This is a genomic window from Rhodococcus sp. W8901 (assembly GCF_013348805.1).
Taxonomy (GTDB): domain Bacteria; phylum Actinomycetota; class Actinomycetes; order Mycobacteriales; family Mycobacteriaceae; genus Prescottella.
Genome location: NZ_CP054690.1, coordinates 2837352 through 2856138 on the forward strand (window position 1 = coordinate 2837352; position 18787 = coordinate 2856138).

General features: G+C 69.1%; 16 protein-coding genes. 6 read left to right on the forward strand and 10 right to left on the reverse strand.

What is annotated here, in order from left to right:
* The first annotated feature begins 138 nt into the window (after positions 1-138).
* On the forward strand, positions 139-3735 hold the full coding sequence (gene cobN / locus HUN07_RS13460; protein ID WP_174910219.1) for a cobaltochelatase subunit CobN: 3597 nt from the start codon (positions 139-141) through the stop codon (positions 3733-3735).
* A 25-nt stretch (positions 3736-3760) separates the two neighbouring features.
* Complete coding sequence (locus tag HUN07_RS13465; protein WP_174910221.1) at positions 3761-4225, forward strand: hypothetical protein; 465 nt, start codon at positions 3761-3763, stop codon at positions 4223-4225.
* 53 nt (positions 4226-4278) lie between these two features.
* Here the strand turns inward: HUN07_RS13465 and HUN07_RS13470 are convergent, their stop codons facing one another.
* On the reverse strand, positions 4279-4920 hold the full coding sequence (locus HUN07_RS13470; protein ID WP_174910222.1) for a dihydrofolate reductase family protein: 642 nt from the start codon (positions 4918-4920) through the stop codon (positions 4279-4281).
* Positions 4921-5099: 179 nt separating this feature from the next.
* Here HUN07_RS13470 and HUN07_RS13475 point away from each other — a divergent pair, with 179 nt between their 5' ends.
* Complete coding sequence (locus tag HUN07_RS13475; RefSeq protein WP_174910224.1) at positions 5100-7412, forward strand: FHA domain-containing protein; 2313 nt, start codon at positions 5100-5102, stop codon at positions 7410-7412.
* A gap of 63 nt (positions 7413-7475) precedes the next feature.
* On the opposite strand, the gene HUN07_RS13480 is transcribed toward HUN07_RS13475, so the two are convergent.
* A complete protein-coding gene (locus tag HUN07_RS13480) occupies positions 7476-8549 on the reverse strand; it encodes a metallophosphoesterase (RefSeq protein WP_174910226.1) in 1074 nt (357 codons plus the stop codon).
* 110 nt (positions 8550-8659) lie between these two features.
* On the opposite strand from HUN07_RS13480, the gene HUN07_RS13485 reads away from it, so the two are divergent.
* Together HUN07_RS13485 and HUN07_RS27275 are read left to right on the forward strand one after the other, a co-directional pair.
* On the forward strand, positions 8660-9037 hold the full coding sequence (locus HUN07_RS13485) for a PPOX class F420-dependent oxidoreductase (protein WP_174910228.1): 378 nt from the start codon (positions 8660-8662) through the stop codon (positions 9035-9037).
* Positions 9038-9098: 61 nt separating this feature from the next.
* Positions 9099-9233, forward strand: coding sequence for a hypothetical protein (locus tag HUN07_RS27275; protein ID WP_258557936.1), 135 nt, complete (start codon positions 9099-9101; stop codon positions 9231-9233).
* A gap of 61 nt (positions 9234-9294) precedes the next feature.
* Here the strand turns inward: HUN07_RS27275 and HUN07_RS13490 are convergent, their stop codons facing one another.
* The 8 genes from HUN07_RS13490 to HUN07_RS13525 all read right to left on the reverse strand — a co-directional run bounded on the left by HUN07_RS13490 (position 9295) and on the right by HUN07_RS13525 (position 17483).
* Positions 9295-10413: a site-specific integrase gene (locus HUN07_RS13490; protein WP_174914699.1), complete on the reverse strand. Its 1119-nt coding sequence runs from the start codon at positions 10411-10413 to the stop codon at positions 9295-9297.
* Between the two features lie 386 nt (positions 10414-10799).
* Positions 10800-12233: a lipase maturation factor family protein gene (locus tag HUN07_RS13495; protein ID WP_174910230.1), complete on the reverse strand. Its 1434-nt coding sequence runs from the start codon at positions 12231-12233 to the stop codon at positions 10800-10802.
* Between the two features lie 31 nt (positions 12234-12264).
* The gene (locus tag HUN07_RS13500) at positions 12265-13251 is read right to left on the reverse strand and encodes an LLM class F420-dependent oxidoreductase (protein ID WP_174910232.1); all 987 of its coding nucleotides are present in this window, start codon (positions 13249-13251) and stop codon (positions 12265-12267) included.
* A 41-nt stretch (positions 13252-13292) separates the two neighbouring features.
* The gene (locus HUN07_RS13505; protein WP_174910234.1) at positions 13293-13682 is read right to left on the reverse strand and encodes a YchJ family protein; all 390 of its coding nucleotides are present in this window, start codon (positions 13680-13682) and stop codon (positions 13293-13295) included.
* Between the two features lie 8 nt (positions 13683-13690).
* Complete coding sequence (locus tag HUN07_RS13510) at positions 13691-15055, reverse strand: metallopeptidase TldD-related protein (protein WP_174914701.1); 1365 nt, start codon at positions 15053-15055, stop codon at positions 13691-13693.
* 20 nt (positions 15056-15075) lie between these two features.
* Complete coding sequence (locus HUN07_RS13515) at positions 15076-16629, reverse strand: TldD/PmbA family protein (protein WP_174910235.1); 1554 nt, start codon at positions 16627-16629, stop codon at positions 15076-15078.
* Between the two features lie 55 nt (positions 16630-16684).
* Positions 16685-17323 (reverse strand): HD domain-containing protein, encoded by a 639-nt coding sequence (locus HUN07_RS13520; RefSeq protein WP_174910237.1) that lies wholly within the window; start codon positions 17321-17323, stop codon positions 16685-16687.
* Between the two features lie 22 nt (positions 17324-17345).
* On the reverse strand, positions 17346-17483 hold the full coding sequence (locus tag HUN07_RS13525; RefSeq protein ID WP_174910239.1) for a hypothetical protein: 138 nt from the start codon (positions 17481-17483) through the stop codon (positions 17346-17348).
* Between the two features lie 103 nt (positions 17484-17586).
* Between HUN07_RS13525 and HUN07_RS13530 the strand changes: the two genes are divergently transcribed.
* Entirely contained in the window at positions 17587-18771 is a 1185-nt protein-coding gene (locus HUN07_RS13530; protein WP_174910240.1) for a sensor histidine kinase, read from the forward strand.
* The last annotated feature ends 16 nt before the right edge of the window (positions 18772-18787 follow it).

Genomic DNA, 18787 nt, shown 5'->3' on the forward strand with positions numbered 1-18787 from the left:
CGAGAGGAAACCGGTGAGATTCCGGTGCGGTCGCGCCACTGTGAAAGCCAGACCCTCTCCCGCCGCCCGAACCGCTTCCCGAGACCTCGTCTCGCCGGAACCCTGCCGTGGGGCGCGAAACCCCAGAAAGGCTGCACAGTGATCCTGCTGCTGTCGACCTCCGATACCGACCTGCTCAGCGCCCGCGCGAGCGGCGCCGACTACCGCTGGGCCAATCCGGCGCGTCTGCTCGTCTCGGAGGACCTGCCCGCGCTGCTGGACGGCGTGGACCTCGTGGTGGTGCGCATCCTCGGTGGCCGGCGCGCGTGGGAGGACGGCATCGACGCGGTCCTCGCGTCCGGTCTGCCGACCGTCGTCCTCGGCGGCGAGCAGGCCCCCGACGCGGAGCTCATGGAGTGCTCGACGGTGCCCGCCGGCATCGCGGCCGAGGCGCACACGTATCTCGCGGAGGGCGGCGCCGACAACCTGCGTCAGCTGCACAACTTCCTGTCCGACACGGTGCTGCTCACCGGTTACGGTTTCGAGCCGGCGGTGCATCTGCCGAACTGGGGCGTACTCGAGCGCGAGGCCCGCTCGGTAGACGGTCCCACCGTCGCGGTGCTCTACTACCGCGCCCAGCACCTCGCCGGGAACACCGCGTACGTCGAGGCACTGTGCCGCGCGATCGAGGACGCCGGGGCGAACCCGCTGCCGATCTTCTGTGCGTCGCTACGCACCGCACCCGCCGATCTGCTCGACACCCTGCGCCGCGCCGACGCGATGGTGGTCACCGTCCTCGCGGCCGGCGGCACCAAGCCCGCGAATGCGCAGGCCGGCGGCGACGACGAGGCGTGGGACGTCGCCGAACTCGCCGCGCTGGATGTGCCGATCCTGCAGGGCCTGTGCCTGACCAGCAGCCGCGAGGCGTGGGAGGCCAACGACGACGGGATGTCCCCGCTCGACGTCGCGACCCAGGTCGCGGTTCCGGAGTTCGACGGCCGACTGATCACGGTGCCGTTCTCGTTCAAGGAGATCGACGCCGACGGCCTCACCGCGTACGTGCCCGATGCCGAGCGCGCCGCGCGGGTCGCCTGTATCGCAGTCCGGCACACCCGGCTGCGCCGGATTCCGAACGCGGACAAGAAGATCGCGCTGATGCTCTCGGCGTACCCGACCAAGCACGCGCGCATCGGCAACGCCGTCGGACTCGACACCCCGGCCAGCACGATCGACCTGCTCACCGAGATGCGTGCTGCCGGATACGACGTGGGGCCTGCCGACGGCGACGACGCCCTGCCCGGTCTCGCCGCGCAGGACGGCGATGCGCTCATCCACGCGCTCATCGCGGCCGGCGGTCAGGACCCGGACTGGCTCACCGCCGAGCAGCTCGAGGGCAACCCGATCCGCATCTCCGCCGCCCGCTACCGCGAATGGTTCGCGACGCTGCCGCAGGACTTCCGCGACGGCGTCGAGGAGCACTGGGGTGCCGCGCCCGGCGAGCTGTACGTGGACCGCTCGTCCGATCCGGAGGGCGAGATCGTCATCGCCGCGATCCGCGCCGGCAACGTCGTGCTGATGGTGCAGCCACCCCGCGGTTTCGGGGAGAACCCGGTCGCGATCTACCACGACCCGGACCTGCCGCCGAGCCACCACTACCTGGCGGCCTACCGCTGGATTTCAGCGGAGGTGGCTGCTGGAGGGTTTGGAGCGGACGCCGTCGTGCACCTCGGCAAGCACGGCAACCTGGAGTGGCTGCCCGGCAAGACGCTCGGTATGTCGGCGTCGTGCGGCACTGACGCCGCGCTCGGCGACCTGCCGCTGATCTACCCGTTCCTGGTGAACGATCCGGGCGAGGGCACGCAGGCCAAGCGCCGCGCGCACGCCACCCTGGTCGATCACCTGATCCCGCCGATGGCGCGCGCCGAGTCCTACGGCGACATCTCCCGCCTCGAGCAGCTCCTCGACGAACACTCCAACATCTCGGCGCTGGACCCGGCGAAGCTGCCCGCGATCCGCCAGCAGATTTGGACGCTGATGCGCGCGGCGAAGATGGACCACGACCTGGGCCTGACCGAGCGTCCCGACGAGGACGTGTTCGACGACATGCTCATGCACGTCGACGGCTGGCTGTGCGAGATCAAGGACGTCCAGATCCGCGACGGCCTGCACATTCTCGGCCGCGCGCCGGAGGGCGACGCCGAGGTGGAGCTGGTGCTCGCGATGCTGCGGGCCCGGCAGATGTGGGGCGGCGAGCAGACCGTCCCGGGTCTGCGGGAGGCGTTGGGCCTGAGCGAAGCCGGCGACGAGGACCGCGGCCGCGTCGACGAGGTCGAGGCGCGGGCACACGCCCTGGTCGCCGCGATGGCGGAGGCGAACTGGGATCCCGCCGCCGCCGACACCCTGACCGACGACGACACGGTCCGGCAGATCCTGCGCTTCGCCGCGACCGAGGTGGTGCCGCGGCTGCGGCAGACGAACAACGAGATCGCGCAGGTGCTGCACGCCCTGGACGGCGGCTTCATCGCCGCCGGCCCGTCCGGGTCGCCGCTCCGCGGGCTGATCAACGTGCTGCCCACCGGCCGCAACTTCTACTCGGTCGACCCCAAGGCGGTGCCGTCGCGGCTGGCGTGGGAGACCGGTCAGGCGATGGCCGAGTCGCTGGCGCAGCGCTACCGCGCCGACCACGGCGAGTGGCCGACGTCGGTGGGCCTGTCGGTGTGGGGCACGTCTGCGATGCGCACCTCCGGCGACGACATCGCCGAGGTGTTCGCACTGCTCGGTGTGCGCCCGGTGTGGGACGAGGCGTCCCGCCGTGTCACCAACCTCGAGGTGATCGACCTGGCCGAGCTCGGTCGCCCCCGGATCGACGTAACCGTCCGGATCAGCGGCTTCTTCCGCGACGCGTTCCCGCACGTACTGGCGCTGCTCGACGACGCCGTCCGCCTGGTCGCCGGCCTGGACGAGTCCGACGAGGACAACTACGTGCGTGCCCACGCCCGAGCGGATCTGGCCGAGCACGGCGACGACCGCCGCGCCACCACCCGCATCTTCGGCTCCAAGCCCGGCACGTACGGCGCGGGCCTGCTGCAGCTCATCGACTCGAAGAACTGGCGGAACGACGCCGACCTGGCGCAGGTGTACACCACGTGGGGCGGCTACGCGTACGGCCGCGGACTCGACGGCATTCCGGCGTCGGACGACATGCGCAGCGCCTACAAGCGGATCGCGGTGGCGGCCAAGAACACCGACACCCGCGAGCACGACATCGCCGACTCCGACGACTACTTCCAGTACCACGGCGGCATGGTCGCCACGGTCCGCGCGCTCACCGGTAAGTCCCCGGAGGCGTACATCGGCGACAGCACCCGCCCCGACGCCGTGCGTACCCGGACGCTGTCGGAGGAGACTGCCCGCGTCTTCCGTGCCCGCGTGGTGAACCCGCGCTGGCTCGAGGCGATGCGCCGCCACGGCTACAAGGGCGCCTTCGAGATGGCCGCGACCGTCGACTACCTGTTCGGCTACGACGCGACCACGAACGTCGTCGCGGACTGGATGTACGAGAAGCTCGCCGAGACGTACGTGCTCGACGAGCAGAACCGCAAGTTCATGTCCGAGTCGAACCCGTGGGCGCTGCACGGCATCTCCGAGCGGCTGCTCGAGGCCGTCGAACGGAAGATGTGGGAGGAGCCGTCCCCCGAGGTGCTCGACGGGCTGCGCCAGGTGTATCTCGAGACCGAGGGCGAACTGGAGGGGTAGTCGTTCGACCGGGCAGGATGAGCGTGTGAACGTCACCGATCTGGTTGCACTCCTGGGGCACACCTCCGGCAGCACCGAATTCCGGGCCTTCCTGCGTGAACACGGCATGAACAGGCTGCCCCGAGTCGATCCCACGACCCGGGTGCGAAGCTCGGACAAGCTGGTTTCGCTGGAGTTCGACCTGACCGAGTCCTATCGGGAGGACCATGTTTCCGGACCGGTCGGGGACGGCTGGCTCACGTTTCGGTCCGTCGACGTCCACCAAGGTTTCGGCGGCATCCTCCCGCTCGGTCTCTCCCATGCCATGAGCAAGGAAGAGGTCGACGCCCTGTTGGGGAATTCTCGTGACGAGGATCAGGGCGACCCCGTCCAGATCTACTACGCGGAACCGCTTCTGGTGATCGTCTTCTACCGGGACGAACGAACGAAGATCGAAACCCTGAGATTCGCGCGCCCGAACCGATACGACGTCGAGAACTACGGGCTGTAACAGGTCATCCCTGGACCGTGGGCCTGCTCCGGTATCGGAGCAGGCCCGTCGGGCTACTTTCGCCAGAACAGGTGGTGTGTCACGCCGCTCGGGCTGGGCACCGTTTCCAGGTGGAATCGGTCGAGCAGTTCGTCCGGGGTTTCCCACAGCCGCAGTCCGGTCCCGAACGTGATCGGGGAGACGGCCACGTGCATGGTGTCGACCAGGTCGGCGTCGAGGAACTCCCGGATGGTGGTGATGCCACCGCCGAGTCGGACGTCCTTGCCCTGCGCCGCCTCCTTGGCCTGCTCGAGGATCGTGGCGGGGTCGCCGTCGACGAAGTGGAACGTGGTCTCGCCGCGCGCGATCGACGGCCGCGGGTGGTGGGTCGCGACGAACACCGGCGTGTGGAACGGCGGTTCCTCACCCCACCAGCCGTCCCAGTCCAGGTTCTCCCACGGGCCGCGCTGCGGACCGAACTTGTTGCGACCCATGATCTCGGCGCCGATGTTGTGGGAGAAGTCGCGGATGAAGTAGTCGTCGAGGCCGCGGCTGCCGCCCGAATCGGTGCGCATGGCCCAGCTCGCCGTCGCGCCCGCCCACGAGAGCATCTCGCCGGGGTCGAGGCCGAACGGACTCTCGAAGGTCTGGTTCTCGCCGCAGGCGACGCCGTCGCTCGAGATGGTGAAGTTCTGGACCCGTAGCAATTGACTCACGTGATGCTCCGCTCTCGAGGGTGGTGTTACGAAAAGACAGACTCGCCGCGTCGACGAAACTCATCATGACGTCCTGGCCGCGAGGATACGAGACTGACCGTTCTGTCGTCGGATCCCGGGTGCGTGCCACCATGGAGAAGTCGACGCTCTACGCCTGATGCTGACCGGAGGCCGTGGCGATGGACGACTGGACGGGAAGCGAGTACCCGCGCGTCGTGGTCGAGACCGAACACGGCCGCACAACATACGGCGCGGGCAAAGCGGTACGCATCGGCCGGGACCCGCATTTGGAGATCACGATCGTCGATCCTGTGGTGTCGCGCGAGCATGCGCGGCTCAGGTGGGACGGGGGATGGCAGCTCGTCGACTCCGGCAGCAAGAACGGGATCTACGTCGACGGCAAGCGCCGAGAAGAGGTCCCAGTCACGGACACCGTCCTCGTCCGCCTGGGTGACGCGGTCGAGGGACCCACCGTGCGGATCTCGATCGAAGATCCCGACGCGACGCGACGGGACGTGGGCAGTCGATGGGACGAGTCGACGATCGACGTAGGGGCCTCGATCACCCCGCCTCCGGCACCGCGCGAGACAGTCCCCGCGGGAGCCCTCACGATCGGACGGGCCCCCGACAACGACATCGTCGTCCGGGATGTGCTGGCCTCACGCCGTCACGCGATAGTCCACAATGGGCCGTCCGGCCTCGAAATCGAAGATTCGGGGAGCGTCAACGGAACGTTCGTCGGCGGTGCCCGGGTGTCGCGCGCACGGCTGACCGACGGCAACGTCGTCACCATCGGCAACACCGACTTCAGCGTGCAGGAAGGCCGTCTCGCTCCACGGCAGGCGGCAGCCTCGACCGCCGGCGGTCTACGTGTGGACGGCGTCGGACTAACCATCGAAGGTGGGCGGCGACTGCTGGAGGACGTCACCTTCACGGCGGGACCCGGCAGTCTCACCGCGGTGATCGGGCCCTCCGGCGCGGGAAAGACCACGGTCGCCAAGATCATCTCCGGCTCGGCAGGCCCCACGGAAGGCGTCGTCGAATTCGAAGGACGCAGCGTGCACACCGACTATTCGGTACTGCGCTCCCGCATCGGGATGGTCCCTCAGGACGACGTCGTTCATCGGCAGCTGACCATCCGGAGGGCCCTCGGGTACGCCGCCGAGCTGAGACTGCCGCCGGACACCACCCGGGCCGACCGTGAAGCGGTGATCGCTGGGGTACTCGACGAACTGCAACTGACCGAGCACGCCGACACCCGCGTCGATCGCCTCTCCGGCGGGCAACGCAAACGCGCATCGGTCGCGCTGGAGTTGCTCACGGGCCCTTCGCTGCTCATCCTCGACGAACCGACCTCGGGTCTCGACCCTGCGCTCGACCGACAGATCATGGCGACGCTGCGCGGCCTCGCCGATTCGGGCCGCGTCGTCGTCATCGTCACGCATTCGCTGTCCTACCTCGAAATGTGCGACCAGGTCCTCCTCCTCGCTCCCGGTGGCAAGACCGCATATGTGGGACCGCCCGATCGAGTCGGGAGCGCGCTCGGCAGTACCGACTGGGCCGACATCTTCGCCCGCGTCGCATCCGACCCGGACGGGGTGTTTGCCGAGTACCGCGCCACCTGCCCGGTGGTGGAGGCGCCACCACCAACCCCACCCGGGCCGCTCGGCTCTCCCGCGCACACCTCGAGGCGCAAACAGTTGAGCACCGTCGCCCGCCGCCAGGTTCGGCTGATCCGCGCCGACCGGGGCTACCTGATCTTCCTGTCGCTGCTGCCATTCGTGCTCGGCGGCTTGGCCCTGCTCGTGCCAGGCGACACCGGGTTCGGGCCGTCTGGTGCCGACGTATCCGGCGAACTCACCCAGATCCTGGTGGTGCTGATTCTCGGCGCCGCCTTCATGGGCTGTTCACTGACCATCCGCGACTTGGTCGGAGAGCGCATGGTCTATCAGCGCGAACGTGCCGCCGGGCTGCTGCCGTCCGCGTATCTGACGGCGAAGATCGTCGTGTTCTGCGCCGCCGGCATCGTGCAGTCGGTGGTCATGGTGCTGATCGTCTTCGTGGGCAAGGGTTTCCCGGGCCACGGCAGTGTGCTCCCCTCGGGCTCCGTCGAACTGATCGTGGACATCGCCGCCACCACCTGCTCCTGCGTCGTGGTCGGACTGGCGTTGTCGTCGGTGGCGCGCTCGAACGAGCAGGTGCTGCCGATGCTGGTGGTCACGATCATGGCGCAGCTGGTGATGTGCGGAGGATTGATCACGATCACCGGACGCGCCGTGCTCGAACAGGTCGCGTGGCTGTTTCCGTCACGCTGGGGGTTCGCGGCCGCCGCCTCGACGGTGGACCTGGTCACGAATGCCACCGGCACCGAGCCGGACACGCTGTGGCAGCACTCCGGATCGTGGTGGCTGCTCAGCATCGCCATGCTGGTCCTCATCAGTTGTGTGCTCGCAGTCGTCACCTACAGCAGGCTCCGGCTGCGCCGTCAGTAGAGGTCGTCACGCTCTGCGAATAGCCGCTGCGCAACGCCTTCGAACTCCGGGGGGGTAACGCGCCTATAGTCGGCGGTCGAACGCGAGTTTCGGTTCGGCGGTGGGGATGTCGACGGTGTAGGCCCGCAGCCGCACCGACTCCGCGGACAGGTCCATGACCATGAAGCCGACGTCGTCGAAGTTCTGGTACAGGTTCGCCCGGTCCGGACTGGTGGACTTGCCGTGGCTGTTCTTCCCGGCCGCACCGGAGACGATCTGACGAGTGCCCTTGGACTCGGCGGTGGGATCGAGGACCTGCAGCGAGTGATCGTGCCCGGCGAGGATGAACTGGCACCGCCCCACCACGTGGTCCTCGTAGAACCGCTTCGCGTGCGCGCCGTTCATCGGTTCGAGCGGGATCCCGTCGTACTCACCGGCGTCGCCGTGCGATCCGTTGCTCAGATACGGGTGGTGGGTGCAGGCGATCTTCCACTTGGCGGGGGAGGACGCGATCGCCGCGTCCAGCCACGCGCGCTGCTCGTTCATGAACTGCCCGTCCGCCGCCCAGTACGGCACGAACAGCGGGGGCAGGTACGCGGCGACGGGATTGAGGTCGAGGACGAAGAACTCGACGATCGGGTTCTGCTCCGGCACCCGGACGGAGTAGTAGCGGCTGGGCATCCACCACTTGCGGGAGGACCGGTGGTAGGCCACCTCGTCGTCGCCCCGCAGCAGCCAGCCGCCGTCCCCGGGGAACACGGCGCTGTTGTCGTGATTGCCCAGGGCCATCACCCACGGGAAGTCGAGGCCGTGGTTCGGATCCTCGAACTTGGTCGCGAACTGGACGTCGCGGTCGCCGTTGGGTCCGGACTCGTAGATGTTGTCGCCGAGCCCGAGTGCCATCCCGAACGGCTCCGCCGCGTGCACGGTGCGGATCGCATCGGTGACGGCCCACTGTGCCTGGGTACCGGTGCCGGCGTCACCGGTGACGAGCACCCGCACACTGTTTCCGGTGGGAAACGGGAACTTGGCGGTGTCCGTGACGGGGCCGACCGCGGAGGCGGTGGGTGCCATCGCGACCATGGCGGCCGCACCGGCCCCGGTCGCGCCGGCGGCGGCGAGGAAGCGGCGGCGGTTCATCGGATCGAGTTCGGTCACGAGGCACAGCAAACCCGACAATGGACGCCCGTTCAACAGGAACCGCCGATACCGGACACATGTTCACGCGACATTCATCCTGCGGCAGTGCTGCTGCGTACTCTGGGCCCATGACGACCACGCTCGACGAGATCGGCGCCGCGAAATACGTTCTGCTGACCACGTTCCGGAAGGACGGAACTCCGGTTCCGACGCCGCTGTGGGCGGCGATGGACGACGGGCGGCTGCTCATGTGGACGGTCACCGAGTCGTGGAAGGTCAAGCGGATCCGCCGCTCCCCGCGCGTCACGATCGGGGTGTGCGACGCCCGCGGCAACCCCAAGGGTCCGCAGATCGATGCCACCGCGACGATCCTCGACGACGTCGGCACCGACCGGGCCCGCGCCGCGATCGCCCGCAAGTACGGGATCCTCGGCTGGATCGGCGTCAAGGGCAGTCTGATTCGACGCGGACGTAGTGGGACGGTGGGGGTGGCGGTAACGCAGTAGCGCTTCCGGGAGATGAACCAGAAGACAAGTATTCAGCGAAGAGTCCGAGGAAAGGCACACGATGGGTTCGAACGACATTGCAGCTCAGGTCGGTAATTGGCTCCGCGACGGCATGCTCGCCGGGAATCCGCTGGCGCTCGCGGCCGCCGCGATCCTCGTGCCGCTCGGCATGATTTTCGGATCGACAACGCTGTAGTTGCGCCAGGCGGGAGCATCGTCGACGCCGGGTCGGGGACAGCGTCTGCCGTACCGACACATCAGAGCTCGAACCCGGCGACGGCGTTCCCGGTCAGCGGATTATGTTCGCGGGCATAGATTTCCAGGGTGGCGGGGTTCTTGTGTCCGGTCTGCCGCATGACTTCGTGGGCTTGGGCGCCGTTGCGGAACGCCTGGGTGACGAACCCGGCGCGCAGGGAGTGCCCGCCCAGTTTCGCGATCTTGGCGGGAGTCAGACCGGCGTCGGTGGCAGCGCGGCGGATCACCCCGTGAATGCCCTGCCCGGTCAGTGCGGCCTCGCCGATGTTCCCGTTCACGCGCAGCGGCCGGAACACCGGGGAGGTCGCGACGTCGGGATCGAGATCCGGGTAGGGGACATGGCAGATGTGCGTGGCGAATCTGCCGGGGGCGTCGAGTAGCTGGGCGGTAGCGTCGCGGCCGCCCCGATGGTGGGCGAGGAGGACATCGAGCCAGCGCCGGTACACGCACGGTGGGCAGGAGCGGTGCCCGACGGCGAACGGCGTGGCCTTGACCATGCCGTCACCGACCTGGTCGGTCTTCGATCTGCGCACCAGGATGTGCAGGCCGTCCTGCGGGTGCAGGGTGATGTCCCGCAGCTGGAGACCCGACAACTCGGAGCGGCGGAACGCCCCCAGGAATCCGAGCAGAATGACCGCCGAGTCGCGGCGTTCGCGCAGCCGGTCCTGCCACGTGTCGGCGTTCTCACGCAGGGTGGTGAGGATGTAGCTGATCTCGTCTCCGAGGAGGGGCGCGACACGCTTGGTTGGGCGCTCCCCGGCCGCGGCGTAGGTACGGCGGATTCCCGCCAACGTGTCCTTGACGATCTGCGTGCCGCCGGGGGCGGGTCGCGAGCAGGCGCGGTGCCAGTAGTTGATCGACGCCACCCATCGGGTGAGCGTGTTCGTCGCGTAGACGCGGTCCCCGGTCCCGGTGCGCCGCTCGGCGTGCTCGGTGAGATAGTCGGCGACGGTGTGCGGGTGCGCCGGCATCGGCACGTGGCCGCGCTCGGCACACCAGGCGCGGAACTTGTCCCAGTCGCCCCGGTAGTTCCGGACCGTCGACGGCGCGTGCCGCTGCTCGAGTGCCGCGACGATCCGAGCCTCCGCCGAGGCAGACAGTGCCGGGACGGCAGGTTCCATCCCCGGCGCCGACCGGGGCGTCGGACGTTCCGGAACGGCGGGCAGTGCGGGTACGGACGTGGCGATGTCGCCCTGCTCGCTCACATCCGTGCTCCTCTCGTCCCCGACGGGATGAGCGTACCGAGCGGTTCCGACATTTCCGGATGCCCAGCGGCCGGGATCACCCCACCCCGTCACAGTGACGAAATGACGCCATGTCCCGGGAAGAATTCAACGCGGGTGTGCAGGCTCTTCTTGCGGGTCCGGCGCGCCCGGCCGCACGCGATGTCGACAGGCGACGCCCACCCGGAACTGCTCGATACATGATGGCGCTAACTGTCATTAGCGTGGGTAGGACGATTCCGACGGTCCGGCAGTGCTGTTGGGGCCGTCCGGTCGCTGGTCCGTCACCCCGCGTGCCGCAGCGCCACCGGCGGCAGGAACTCGGCCTCGAAGGACCGGGACCACCAGTCGCCGGTGATGCGGCGCTCCTCGCGGGTGGTGAACCGGTAGCGGAACATCCGGGCCCGCACGAACGCGGGCGGGGCATCCGGGAACGGATTGTGGTGCAGCAGTTTCAGGATCGAGCTGTCGCCCGCGAGCAGCCGGCCCACCAACCCGCCGAACCACGGCGTCGCGTAGCCGGGGGAGATCGCGGCGAACCACATGAGCCAGTCCAGCCGCAGGTGATACGGAGCGAATTGGCGCGGCCGCCGCCCCAGGTCGCCCGGTTTGCCCTTGAACTCGTATGCGCGCCACTCGCTGTCGGCGGTCACGTCCTCGTCCGCGGTGCCCTCGATGACGATCTCGTGCCGGGTCTTCGTGACGTGGCCGAACGCGCCGTAGGTGTTCACCAGGTGCCACGGATCGAACGATGCGTTCATCATCTGGTGGCTGGAGAACATGTTCCGCACAGGGCGGTAGCTCAGGGCGACGACGGCCACCGTCACCGCGAGGACCGGTACCGCGAACCACACCGGCACCGCCCCGACGCCGCCCGGCACCGTCACCGGCAGGACGAACTGCCAGAAACCGTCGGGCAGCACCGACAGCCCCAGCACGATCGCGAGCCAGTTGAGCCACGAGAAGTTGCCGCTCGCCACCAACCACAACTGGGTCACGACCATGATCCCGGCGGCGCCACCGGCGACCGGCTGCGGGGCGAACAGGAAGAACGGCACGATCAGCTGCGTGAAGTGGTTGCCGGCGACCTCGACCTTGTGCAGGCGCCGGGGCAGGTGGTGGAAGTACCAGCTCAGCGGGCCGGGCATCGGCTGCGTCTCGTGGTGGTAGTACAGGCACGTCAGATCCCGCCAACACCGGTCGCCACGGATCTTGATCAGGCCGGCGCCGAACTCGAGCCGGAACAGCAGCCAGCGCAGCAGCAGCAACGTCAACACCGGCGGGGCGGTATCCCAGTTCCCGACGAACACCGCGAGCAGTCCCACCTCGAGCAGCAGCGACTCCCACCCGAAGCTGTACCAGAGTTGCCCGACGTTGACGATCGACAGATACAGCCCCCACAGCAGCAGCCACCCCAGCATCGACACCGGCAGCGGGAGCCGGTCGATCAACCCGAGCAGTGCGAGCCCGGACAGCCCCGCGCCCGACCATGCGACGGCCGCGAAGAAGCGGTCCGAGTAGTGCACGTGGAAGATGCTCGGTGACCGTTGCCAGCGCGTCGCGTCGACGAAACGCCTGGCCGGCAGCAAGCCGTGGTCGCCGATGAGCGGTTTGAACTGATTGGCCGCCACCAGGAACGCAGCCAGGTAGATCGCGGCCAGCCCCTCCTTGAAGAACAGCCGCGACAGCCAGTAGCCGTCCGCGTCCAACCAGTCCACAGCAGACCCTTCTGCTGTGGACGTTACTCGCTCACACCAGGTGCGGCAGGACCTCCTGCTCGAGCAACTCGAGACCGGACGTGTCGTATGCCGCCTCGGGCACGTAGAAGATCGCGTACTCCAGGCCCTGCTTCTTCAGCGCGGTCAGGTTCTCCACGATCTGCTCCGGGGTGCCGACGGCGGGCATGCCGCGGAATGCGTTCAGCGACGCGTCCGCCTTCTCGGCGCCGACGATCGGCGCCAGACGGGCCCGGAGCGCCTCGAGCCGATCCTGCACCTCGGCCTCGGTGCGGCCGATCGCGACGTTGTAGTTCGCGGACCGGGTGATGGCGTCGAAATCGGTGCCCACCTCCGCACAATGCCGGCGCAGGACCTCGGACTTGTGCGCGAACACCTCGGGGGTGCCGTCGAAGTTGGTGTACTGCGCGTACTTCGCCGCGATCTTCAATGTCACCTTCTCGCCGCCGCCGGCGATCCACAGCGGGATGCCGCTGTCCTGCAGCGGTAGCGGCCGGACGATCGCGCCGTCGACCTGGTAGTGCTTGCCGTCCAGCGTCGCGGTGCCCGTGGTCCACGCCTGCCGGAAGATCTGCACGCCCTCGTCGAGTCGCCCCAGCCGCTCACCGGCGGACGGGAATCCGTAGCCGTAGGCCCGCCACTCGTCCTCGTACCAGCCGCCGCCGATGCCCATCTCGACGCGTCCGCCGGAGATGAGGTCGGTGGTCGCGGCGACCTTCGCGAGATAGGCGGGGTTGCGGTAGCTCATCGCGGTGCACATCTGCCCCAGGCGTACCCGGTCGGTGACCGCGGCGAACGCCGCCATCAGCGACCACGCCTCGTGCGTCGCCTCCTCGGTGGGTTCGGGGACGGTGTGGAAGTGGTCGTAGACCCAGATCGACTCCCACGGCCCGTCGTCGGCGCGCAGCGCGAGGTCGCGCATCACCCGCCACTGATCGGCCGGGTCGATCCCGACCAGGTCCAGTCGCCAGCCCTGGGGCACGAAGAGTCCGAATCGCATCTGCGGGTCCTTTTCTCGCGAGGGATCTGCGGGGCTGCCAGTTACACGGCGTCCACGTACAGCCATCTTCCGTCCTCGCGGACGAACGTGCTGTGTTCGCGCATCGAGCCGCGTTCGCCGTGGTCGACGTAGTACGCGACGAATTCGACGGTGCCGGTGGTGTCCAGCAGGCCGCCCCCGCCGGTGCTCAGCACGTCCAGTCGGCGCCACACCTGCTCGGGGTCGAGATCCAACCGCTTCGGCCGGGTGCTCGGGTGCCAGGTCCGCAGCAGGTACGCCTCGTCGCCGACGGCGAACGCCGCATAGCGCGACCGCATCAACTGCTCGGCGGTCGGTGCCTCGGCGTCGCCGCGGTGGAAGCGGCCGCAGCACTGTCCGTACTGCTCGCCGGACAGGCACGGGCAGCGGTCGTCGTTCGAGATCGTGGTCATCGGGACCCTCACTGTGCCTGGCTGACGGAGGACATGTGGAAGTCCGGAATGCGCATGGGCGGCATGGCGGTTCGGGTGAACCAGTCCTTCCACTCGCGGGGCAGGGTCGCCTCGGCGGCGCCCACCTCGGTGGTCCGGCGCAGCAGGTCCAGCGGGCTCTCGTTGAAGCGGAAGTTGTTGACCGACGCGGTGACCGCGCCGTCCTCGACCAGGTACACCCCGTCCCGTGTCAGCCCGGTGACCAGCGCCGTGGCCGGATCGACCTCGCGGATGTACCACAGCGTCGTCAGCAACAGCCCGCGTTCGGTGCGCGCGACCATGTCGTCGAGGGACGCGTCCCCGCCGCCGGTGAGCAGTAGATTGTCGCCCGGCACGGCAACGGGCGCGCCGAACTCGGCGGCCGCCGCGCGCGGGTACGCGAGTGCGTTGATCACGCCGTCGCGGATCCAGTCCACGCGCGCGGCGTCCATGCCGTTGTCGAACACCGACAGGGTGTCGCTCGACGAGGTGGCCGCGACGAACGGGGCGTACCCGAGCCGGTCGGCGTGCGGATCGGAGAACAGGGTCAGCGGGATGTCGGTGAGACGCTCGCCGACGCGGGTGCCGCCGCGCCGGGACAGCGCGGTGTGGCCCTCCTGCGCGCCGCGCCCCTCCATCGCCCACATCAGCGGAATCATCAGGTCCGACACCGCCGACGGCGGCAGCACCGTCTCGTACCGTCCCGCCGGCAGGGCGACCGTGCGGGCCGACCAGTCCAGTCGGGTGCCGAGGTCGGCGAGCAGTCGGGGGATCGACACGTCCGTGAAGTCGAGGCTCGAGGTGCCCACCCACGCGCTGGCGTCGCGGCGCTTGCCGTTGATCTCGATCGACCCGGTCGGCTGCATGAAGCGGCGCCGGATCCCGGTCGAGGTTCCCAGCCACGTGGTGTGCACCTGGTGGTGCGCGAACCCGTACAGCCGGTCGGCGCCGTCGAAGCCGTCCGCGAGCCCGGGGACCAGGCCCTCGAACACCCCGACCCCGGTGGTCGCGGGCCCCTCGGCCCAGCCCGGGCCGGGAGGGCCGTCCGCCGTCAGGAGATCCATCGCGTCCTCGGCGGGCTGCGCGGCGCGGGCGGCCGCCTCCGCGGCCCGCACGACCTCGGCGACCGACCCGGCATCGACGGTGGACGACGTCACCGCACCCACCCGGGCGGACGTGCCGTCCCGGACGATCGCGATCGCCGTCCAGGACCGGGACGTCGAGACCCCGTTCGTGGTCATCGAATTGCCGGCCCAGCGCAGCGACGCCTCGCCCGCGTCGGTGACCAGCACCATCGCCTCGTCGACGGTCGAGAGCGCGAGCGCGCGCTCGACGAGTTCCTGCGCCGCGATCACCGCGGAGCCTCCGCTCGTCATCACTGTCCGCCCTCCGTCCGGGTGTTGAGCACGTTGACGCCGCGGAACAGCGCGGACGGGCAGCCGTGGCTCACGGCCGCGACCTGGCCGGGCTGCGCCTTGCCGCAGTTGAAGGCGCCGCCCAGCCGCCACGTCGAGGGCCCGCCGACCGCCTCCATCGATCCCCAGAAGTCGGTGGTGGTGGCCTGGTAGGCGACGTCGCGGAGCTGACCGTCCAACTCGCCGTTGCGGATCCGGAAGAAACGCTGGCCGGTGAACTGGAAGTTGTAGCGCTGCATGTCGATCGACCAGCTCTTGTCCCCGACGACGTAGATGCCGTCCTCGACCCGCGCGATGAGGTCGGCGGTGCCGGTGTCGGTGTCCGGATCGGGCTGGAGCGACACGTTCGCCATCCGCTGGATCGGCACGTGGTGGGCCGAATCCGCGTACGAGCAGCCGTTGGAGCGCTCCAGGCCGAGCCGCGGCGCGAACACCCGGTCGAGCTGGTAGCCGACGAGCGTGCCGTCGCGCACCAGATCCCAGCGCTGCGCGGCGACCGCGTCGTCGTCGAAGCCGACGCTCGCCAGACCGTGGGTCTCGGTGCGGTCGGCCGTCACGTGCATGATCGGGGTCCCATAGCGCAACGTGCCGAGCAGATCCGGGGTGGCGAACGACGTGCCCGCATACGCCGCCTCGTAGCCGATGGCCCGGTCGTATTCGGTCGCGTGCCCGATGGATTCGTGGATCGTCAGCCACAGGTTGGTGGGGTCGATCACCAGATCCGTGGCGCCTGCGCGCACGCTGGGTGCGGCGATCTTCGCCGCGAGCAGCGTCGGGATCTCGGCGAGTTCGGTGTCCCACTCCCAGCCGGCGTCGCCGCCGAGGTATTCCCAGCCGCGGGCGACCGGTGGTGCGAGGGTGCGCATCGTCTCGAAGGTCCCGGCGTCGGCGTCCACCGCGGTGGCCTCGAGTTCGGGATGCAGGCGCACCCGCTGCTGCGTGATGGTCGACCCGGCGAGGTCGGCGTAGAACGTCTGCTCCTTGACCTGCAGGCAGTTCGCGGTCACGTGGTCCACGCCGGGAGCCGCGAGCAGCCGGTGCGAGTAGTCGGCGAGCAGCGCGACCTTGTCCGCGGTGGCGACGCCGAACGGATCGGTCCGGTAGTCCGAGACCCACGTCGCGTCCGAATGCACCGGCTCCGGGGCAAGTTCGACGCGTTCCCGGTTGAGCGACCGCAGCGTTCGCGCCACCTGGACCGCCTCGATCGCGGTCGCCGCGGCGGTGGCCGGGGTCAGTTCGGCGTGCGAGGCGAACCCCCACGTCCCGTCGACCACGACGCGGACCGCGAAACCCGTCTCCACGCCGTCGTCGACGGACTGGACCTTGCCGTCGCGCAACCGCAGCGACTGCGTGACGAGACGGTGCACCCGCAGATCGGCGTGCTCGGCGCCCGCGGCACGGGCGACGGCCAGCGCGGCGTCCGCCAGCGCATGCAAAGGCAGGTTCGTGAACTCTGGGTCGACCGGATGGTCGGACGCGACTGCGCGCGGGACGGCGCCGTGGGTGACGATCACCGGCCCAGCCTAGTCGGCCCCCGGGCCACACCCTCGTGGCAAGCGTCGCGTTCGATCACTCCGGCCAGGCATTGTTCTGGATGATCTCGACGAAGTCCTTCCGCTGGAACGAGGGGTCGAAATGCGCCAGGACGTCGTCGTTCATGGTCCCGAACGTGGTGTCGGGACGATCGGCCATGCCGTGGTAGAACGCCTGCAGGATCCGGTTCTTGAAATCCGGGCGCGGATGCGCCGCCACGACTTCGGTGCGCTGCTGCTCGGTGATCTCGCCGAGATCGAGGCCGAGGACGTCGGTCTCCACACCCAGGGTCACCACCGCGACCTCCGGCGCGAGGTGCAGCGGCACCTCCGGAGTGGTGTGCAGCGCGATCGCCAACCAGACATTGCGGGAATCCTGCTCGGACCGGCCGTGCTCGAGCAGGAACGTTCGGGCAGCCTCGGCGCCGTCGAGCTCGAAGCGTCGATGCTTGGTGGCATAGGCCGATGTCAGGCCCAGATCGTGAAAGAGGCCACCCACGTAGGCGAGCTCGAGATCGACTTCGCGCCCGCGCGCGGCCGACTTCAACGCTCCCCAGAGGAACACTCGACGTGAGTGGTTGAAGATCGTGTCATCGGCCACGTCCCGGACCAGCGAAGTGGCCTCTCGAACCAGGTCGGTGTCGGGAATGGCGATACCTGCAATGACTTCAGGCATTGGTTGCCTCCAGAGTCGCGGATCACTTTGACGGATTCCACTGTTCCGAACTGTCCGGCGCGCACATGTCGGCCTCGGCGAACACCTGAGCCGGCCCCGCCACGTCGAGCATCTTCACGTCGTCGAACACGATGAAGACGGCTGCTCGACCATGCGCCATGGTCTCTGCCTCTCGTGTTTGTCGCTGCGATGAGTATGTCAGGAACGGTCGATGGCGAGCCGGTGTTCGTCCCGGCAGGCGCCGACCTCCTACGCTGCTCGCCATGCGGAGGTTCAGTCTGTGGCTGCGTGAACGGCCCATGGTGGCGGACTCGATGCTCGCCGGGTTGCTGTTCGCCCTCGAGATCGCGTCTGCGTTCGGCCGGACGGCGCCGGTGCTGTACGTGATCACCGGTGCGGGGCTGTGTCTGCCGCTCGTGTGCCGGCGCCGGCATCCTCGTGCGGCCGCGACCGTCGTGCTTGTCATGTCGATCGTGTGCACGATCACGCTCTACGCCACCGACGATCTCAACGCCGGCGAGAACTCGCACCCGGGCGTGTTCGCCCTCGCGATCTCGCTGTACACGCTCGTCGCCTACGTGGGCCGGCGGGCGGCCGCCTACTACGCAGTCGGTCTGGTGGTCGACACCACGGTGTCGATCCTGTTGCTGGACCAGGACGCGCTCCTGATCGGGATCTTCTCGGCGCTCGCGTACACGCTGTCCTGGATCCTCGCCGAGTTCCTCGGCGCCCGCCGCGCCTACGACGAGGAGGTCGCCGCGCGCCTGACGATCGCGGAGTTCGACCGGGACCGGCGCGCCGAGGACGCCGTCTACGCCGAACGCACCCGCATCGCCCGCGAGTTGCACGACGTCGTCGCGCACGCGGTGAGCGTGATGATCGTGCAGGCGGACGGTGCGTCGTACGCGCTGCACCGGGACCCGGAGAAGGCGGAGCGGGCGCTGTCGAACATCGCGGGCACCGGCAGGCAGGCGCTGTCCGAACTGCGCCGCACCGTCGCGTTGCTGCGCTCGCCCGCGACCCCCGACGAGATGCCGCAGCATGGCACCGCCGGCCTCGCCCGGGTGGTGGAGACGATGCGTGAGGCCGGGCTCGCCGTCGAACTGGTGCAGTCCGGCGCCATCGACGACGTCAGCCCGTCGGTCAGCCTGGGCGTGCACCGACTGGTGCAGGAGTCCCTGACGAACGTGCTCCGGCACTCGGGAGCGAACCCGAAGGCGTGGGTGCACGTCGCGCGCCGCGACTGCGACGTCCTCGTGGAGGTCGTCGACAACGGCAGTTCCCGGTACGGCAGCGCCGCGGCCCGCAAGCGGATCGTCGGCTCCGGCAACGGGCTGGTGGGCATGCGCGAACGCGTCGCGGTGCTCGGTGGCACCCTCGAGGCCGGACGCCGACCCGACGGCGGCTGGACCGTGCGCGCCGAGATCCCACTGGACCCCGACGAATGAGGATGCGACCGGGCAC